This window comes from uncultured Parabacteroides sp., from assembly GCF_947855115.1.
Lineage (GTDB): Bacteria > Bacteroidota > Bacteroidia > Bacteroidales > Tannerellaceae > Parabacteroides.
Genome location: NZ_CANTZW010000010.1, coordinates 114,862 through 121,241 on the forward strand (window position 1 = coordinate 114,862; position 6,380 = coordinate 121,241).

Consider the following 6,380-nt stretch of genomic DNA (forward strand, 5'->3'; position numbering starts at 1 on the left):
ATTGTTATTTTTAATGGTATATATATAATGTATAAGCTTTCGTAAGCTCGTCGAGACCTACGTCTAGCAAGTGCATCTCCTTGAATACGGCGGGAAGTACCTCTTCCACGAATTGGTTATGCCGCATCTCACGGATTTTTCGCTCGGCATCGGAGGTGACGAAGTAACCAATCCCACGCTTGTTGTAAATAATGTCATTCGTTTGCAGACGCTCGAAAGAACGCATGACCGTATTTGGGTTTACCCCCATCTCCACCGCTAATTCCCGTACGGATGGAATGCGACCATCGGCCTTATAATCACCGCTCAATACCCGGTCGCAAATTCGTTCGGCTATCTGAATAAATATGGATTGATTCGTATTGTAGTTCATCTTATTTCCTTTTCTTTAAGTTTTAGATAAGCGATGTATAAGACCACAAGGGTTGCGATGAGAAATGCGGGGGTAAAGGAAAAGCTCAGCCAATATGCGGCAGTATAAAGCGGAGAAGACTCAATGCTGAACCTATCCATGTCCGGCTGAATATTCAACGTGTTTATGCATAGATAGATGATCCCTATGATAGAAACGACTATCAATATATACCCACCGCAAGCGATTCCTAAAGCATATTTCTGGAACGTGACGTAAGAGAGGAACATCAAGGAACCGAAAAACGCCAGCATGGTGAACTCTTGCGAGGTCATGATAATGTCTTTGAATGCTACAGGTTGTATATGAATAAACATTGAGCCTATTCCCGTTCCGACCCAAAATGTAACTTGATACATTAAGAATACTGCGATGCCCTCGATCAGGATAGCCGTATATTTCTCTTGGTTGCTTGCAGGAAGTGTCAGGAACAATCCTTTAGGGCGATGTATCATTGAGTTTACATAATTACAGAAAGTGATGAAGGTACCCAATGATCCCAATACATATAATGTAAAGGTACGGAAATTCGTATTCCATAAAATAGAAGATAACAGGAAGAAAAAGAGAACTCCCAGGATGACCAATACCCCATAGGCTAATTTTTTCTTATTCTCTATCCAATCTTTGCGGAGTAAAAGATTGATGCGTTGTATACTAATATCTGTTTTCATATCTATATGCGTTTTAGGAGTTTATGATTCTTTGTATCTCTTTGGGATAAGTGATCGCCGCATTGAAGAGCAATTCTAAGGATACGCCCGTCTCTTCCTTGCCGTCTCGTGCGGTGACACCTATCGTCCCTTGCGGAGTAGATTCGGAATAGTAGCTTTTTCCGTCTGGCTTGACCAGCCCGAAATAAAGTTTCTCGCTAATCTCGTCCAATGTCTTGTTCAAGAGAATTTGCCCTTGGTCGAGGATCAATACCGTGTCGATCAAGCTTTCCAGGTCTCTGACTTGATGCGTGGAGATGATGACCGTCTGGCTGTCGTCTACCAAGGAGGCTACCAGCTTACGGAATGTGGCTTTCGAAGGGATATCCAGCCCATTCGTAGGCTCGTCCATTAGGAGCAGGGAAGTATGCGTGGCTAGCGCCAAGGTTATCGCTACCTTTTTCCGTTGTCCTTGAGACATATTCGACAGACGTTCGGATACATTGATCTCAAATGATTCTATGCAAGCCTTGTAAATATCATCCCTGAATGTCGGATAAAAGGGTGCGTACATCTTTATATATTCCGTAGCGGTGACCTCCGGCATGGAAATATCCTCCGGCAATAGGAAAATCTGCCGCAAGAAACGGGCGCTTCTTTCGGAAGGTGTTTCCTCCAATACGAGGCAAGAGCCTTGATTCGGAAAGACTTGTCCGCTTAACAGGTTTAGAAGTGAAGTCTTTCCTTCACCGTTCTTCCCCAATAAGCCGCAGATGTGTCCTGGTCTAACCTCAAGATTGATACGATCGAATACCTCTTTCTTGCGGTTATAGCTGAATGATAGTTCTTTTAGTGTAATCATATGTTTTTGTTATTTAGTGTATTAGTATAATAGTACACTGCAAAGATAGTAGAAGTTTTTTAATAGGCAATAGAAGAGAGTGTTTTTTTCTTTTATTTCTCAAGAAGGCCGTATAGGATAGTTAAGCGGAATGACTTAATACTTTTAGCGTCTTCTTCGGGAGGCGTTGGCGATTTGTTCTAGAGACATTAGTTATTTTCTAATTGGTAGATGATGGCCCATTAGCCAATACAAATAAAATAAGGGAAAATAAACACAATGAAAATCATTTATATTTCTTATTATTAAGTATTTAATCGAATTGGATATTTTCCGTTGTATTCCTTAAAAATCGCTACTATTCATCATTTTTGTTACTTAAAACGATACTCGTTATCGAATTATTTCGTATCTTTGTGCATGGATATAAAGCACTGAAATACAATGGGAAGAAAAAAGAAATCATTAGTGGAAAAGTCTCCGGTCAAGTTACGTCAGCGCAAGTTGACAGACGGACGTTTATCCCTGTTTCTTGACCGCAGTGTGGATGGCGGGCACGAATACGAGTTTCTGAAACTCTATCTCGTGCCGGAAACTGATACCAAGTCGAAGCGTGAAAATGCCCGGACACTCCGCAAAGCGGAAAACATCCTGCACGAACGCACGGAAGCCTTGATTGCCGCCAAGGTCGAAACGCAGCCGAAAACCGACATGCTTCTTTCGGAGTGGCTACAAACCAGTTATAACAATCACAAAAAGCGCGGTGCGAGAGACCTCGGCAGCATAAGTAATGTAAGGAAGGCCCTGCTCTTGTTTCGCCCTGATGTACGCCTTTCGGAAATCGACAAGCAATTCTGCCTTGATCTGATTGACTGGTTGCGGAATACATACAAGCATAGGATAACCGGAAAGCCTATCAGCGCAAGAACCGGCGACACCTACTGCCAGACATTCCGCACTGCGCTCAATGAAGCGGTACGAGAAGGACTTATCAATAGAAATCCGTGGAACTTAGTGGAAACGGTGGAAAAGATAAAAAAGCCGGAAAGTAAACGCGAATACCTGACCATTGATGAAGTCAAACGCATGGTGGAAACTCCCTGCCCGAATGAACTTGTCAAGAAAGCCTACCTGTTTTCCTGTTTTACCGGATTGCGAATCAGCGATGTAAGAAATTTGGAATGGAATGATGTTTCTGTTGACAACGGACAGACCTATATTTCCGTAGTGATGCAAAAGACAAACGCACCCGTTTATATCCCGCTTTCAAAGCAAGCTATGAAATGGATGCCTGAAAAGAAAGATGCCGCCACGGACAGTCATGTGTTCAACACACTGGTCAATTTCGGCAACGTGAACGAGAACCTCAGGAAATGGGCGAAGGCGGCGGGCGTGAACAAACATATCTCATATCACACGAGCCGCCACACCTTCGCCACGATGATGCTGACGCTCGGGGCCGACATCTATACGGTTTCCAAGCTGTTGGGGCACCGTTCGGTCAAACACACCCAGATATACGCGAAGATAATCGACAAGAAGAAAGACGAGGCCGTAAGCCTTGCTGATTCCGTTTTCTAACACCCTAATACCTATTTATATCATGGCTACAACCAACAAGAAAATCAAACTGAAAGAACCGGTAAGGATACGCACGAAAAAACTTGCGGACGGTTCCGAATCATACTATCTTGACATATACGCCGACGGCAAACGCAGCTACGAGTTCTTGAAACTCTACCGCCTGCCCGAAATCAACGCGCGGGTCAAGGAGCAGAACAAAGCGACCTTGGCTGCTGTAGAAACCATAAAATCGCAGCGGATAATCGAACTTACCCATAACAAAGCCGGTTTGAAAAACACGTCGGCACGCTCCAAGATACTGCTGGCAGACTGGATGCAGACCTTCTACGATGACCAGAAACGCAGGGGTGTCAGGGGTGTCAAATTACTGGGCACGGTGTCACGCCTTATCTCCATTTATATAGGCAAGAACAAGGTACGCATGGGCGATATAGACAAGGAGTTCTGCATCGGCTTTATCCGGTGGCTCCAGTCTGACTACAAAACCTCATGGGGAAATCCGCTAAGTCCGAAAAGCATGTCGGACTACGTGGGTTATTTCAGCACGGCGTTGAATGCGGCGGTCAGAGCCGATATAATACCGGAAAACCCTTTCATGTCCCTTACCCCGACGGAACGCATCAAGGTGCCGGAAAGCAAGCGCGAGTTCCTGACCGTTGACGAGATAAAGACCCTCATAGCGACGGAGTGTCCGAGGGAGGATGTCAAACGCGCCTACTTGTTTGCCTGCTATTGCGGATTGAGACTTAGCGACGTTTATGCGCTGAAATGGAAAGACCTGTCGCAGGACGGCGAACAGTGGCGAGCCTCGGTCGTGATGCAAAAAACAACCACACCCATTTTCCTACCACTTTCCGGACAGGCGGTAAAATGGTTGCCGGAACGTGGAGAAGCAAAAGATGAGGAAAATGTTTTTGAGGGGTTGATTGCCGAACCCAACATCAACAAGGTATTGGCAAAATGGACGAAAGCGGCAGGCATAACCAAGAAAATCACCTACCATACCAGTCGCCACACTTTCGCTACTATGATGCTTACGCTCGGTGCCGACCTTTATACCACCAGCAAACTGCTCGGACATTCCAACGTGAAAACAACTCAGATATACGCAAAAATCGTTGACAGCAAGAAAGTTGAAGCGGTGAATCTGGTTGATAACGTATTTGACTGACATCCTGCATTGTACTCCATTACCACCGGTTCCAACCCTATTTGAACAATTGCCGAATTTTGACCTTCCCGGTCAGATTTCAATCCGAAGAGGTCAAAACTCGGCATATCTGTTTGTCAGATATATAAACCTGAACTTATCTTCTTGATTGAGATAGATAATTTCAGATTTATGGACGCAGTTCATAAATCACAAAACCTTATATCTGAATTTACCATATAATATTTCACAGATAATTTCAAATAAGTGGTTCTAAAATTTGCTTTGGCAATTCCAAATGCGTAATTTTGCATCAAAACATGAAAGTATGGATAAACTTATTGGCCGCGACAAAGAACACGCGGAACTGGAAAGATGCCTGAACTCGGACAGATCGGAGCTGGTCATAGTCTACGGCAGGCGGCGTATCGGAAAGACATTCCTAATTGAAGAATTTTTCGACCGGAAGTTTGATTTCAAATATGTCGGTGCGCATGGAATGACCACCCGCAGACAGTTGAACAACTTCCTGAATGTGCTCAACAGTTATTCGGGAAAAAAGTTCTCCAATTTAAGCAACTGGGATGAAGCCTTTTATGCCCTTGAAGAATACCTGTCGTCCCTACCCGCTGACCATAAGCGGATTGTGTTCATAGATGAAATGCCTTGGATGGATTCGGGAAAATCCATATTCGTGTCGGCCCTTGAAAACTTCTGGAACGGCTGGGCCATGTCACAGCGGAACATCATGCTTATCGCCACGGGGTCCGCGACCTCATGGATGAAAGACAAGATTGTCGCCAACAAGGGAGGCCTCCATGCCAGAGTGACGTGTAACCTGCATCTGTCCCCGTTCACCCTGAATGAGACGGAACGGTATCTCGCTACCAGAGGCATCGAATGGGACCGTTACCAACTTACCCAGACATACATGGTGCTTGGTGGTGTCCCGTTTTATTACAGCCTTCTTGACCCCGCGTTAAGCCTTTCCCAGAATATAGACCGGCTGTTTTTCAATGAAGGCGCACTTTTGAAACTGGAGTTCGAGGAGCTATACAACGCCCTTTTCGACAATGCCGACCTGTACACGTCAATCGTGCAACTACTCAGCGAGCACGAATCGGGAATGACAAGCAAGGACATATTCCAGTCGCTATCCTCGAAGAGTAGCAACATAACCAAGGCGATAAAGAACCTTGAAAGGTCCGATATGATAGAGAAATGGCTTCAGTACGGCAACAAACGTCGCGGAGCCGTTTACAGGCTTACGGATTTCTTTTCGCTGTTCTATTTCAAGTTCCTTGCCGACAACCTCTCACACGATGATGAATGGTGGAGCAATCATCTTGATTCCGGAAATGTCTTCGACTGGATGGGCAGCAGTTTCGAGCTTGTCTGCATGAGACATCACAAACAGATCAAGTCGGCTTTGGGAATAAGGGGCATGGCTACATCCTTGTCCACATGGCAGGTCAAGCCCAATAAGGAGGAAGGGATGCCCGGTGGACAAATAGACATGATAATAGAGCGGGCTGACCGGATCATACACCTGTGCGAGATGAAATTCTGCATGGACACATACCGCATCAAGCCCGAATATGAACGCCGGTTGCGTGACCGTTCCAGTTTGTTCAGGGAACTTACCAAGACCAACAAGACGCTGGTTCATACCTTTATCACGACGTATGGCGTGGCCAATGGCAAGAACAGAAGCATCGTCCACAGCGAGGTGACGATGGA

6 protein-coding genes are annotated in these 6,380 nt (G+C 45.3%); 3 read left to right on the forward strand and 3 right to left on the reverse strand.

All coding sequences use genetic code 11. From position 1 onward, the window contains the following. Nucleotides 1–10: 10 nt before the first annotated feature. The 3 genes from Q0110_RS08480 to Q0110_RS08490 are packed head-to-tail and all read right to left on the reverse strand — an operon-like array spanning nt 11 to nt 1,927. The gene (locus Q0110_RS08480; RefSeq protein ID WP_297905698.1) at nt 11–373 is read right to left on the reverse strand and encodes a GntR family transcriptional regulator; all 363 of its coding nucleotides are present in this window, start codon (nt 371–373) and stop codon (nt 11–13) included. Beyond that, nucleotides 370–1,086, reverse strand: coding sequence for a hypothetical protein (locus Q0110_RS08485; protein WP_297905700.1), 717 nt, complete (start codon nt 1,084–1,086; stop codon nt 370–372). The genes Q0110_RS08480 and Q0110_RS08485 overlap by 4 nt, the downstream gene beginning before the upstream one ends. 13 nt (nt 1,087–1,099) lie before the next feature. After that, nucleotides 1,100–1,927, reverse strand: coding sequence for an ABC transporter ATP-binding protein (locus Q0110_RS08490; protein ID WP_297905702.1), 828 nt, complete (start codon nt 1,925–1,927; stop codon nt 1,100–1,102). Nucleotides 1,928–2,350: 423 nt separating this feature from the next. On the opposite strand from Q0110_RS08490, the gene Q0110_RS08495 reads away from it, so the two are divergent. The 3 genes from Q0110_RS08495 to Q0110_RS08505 all read left to right on the forward strand — a co-directional run. Beyond that, a complete protein-coding gene (locus Q0110_RS08495) occupies nt 2,351–3,487 on the forward strand; it encodes a site-specific integrase (RefSeq protein WP_297905704.1) in 1,137 nt (378 codons plus the stop codon). A gap of 22 nt (nt 3,488–3,509) precedes the next feature. Continuing rightward, the gene (locus Q0110_RS08500) at nt 3,510–4,661 is read left to right on the forward strand and encodes a site-specific integrase (RefSeq protein WP_297905706.1); all 1,152 of its coding nucleotides are present in this window, start codon (nt 3,510–3,512) and stop codon (nt 4,659–4,661) included. Nucleotides 4,662–4,968: 307 nt separating this feature from the next. Further along, nucleotides 4,969–6,380 (forward strand): ATP-binding protein (locus tag Q0110_RS08505; protein WP_297905708.1); only part of this gene is annotated, 1,412 nt, incomplete at its 3' end.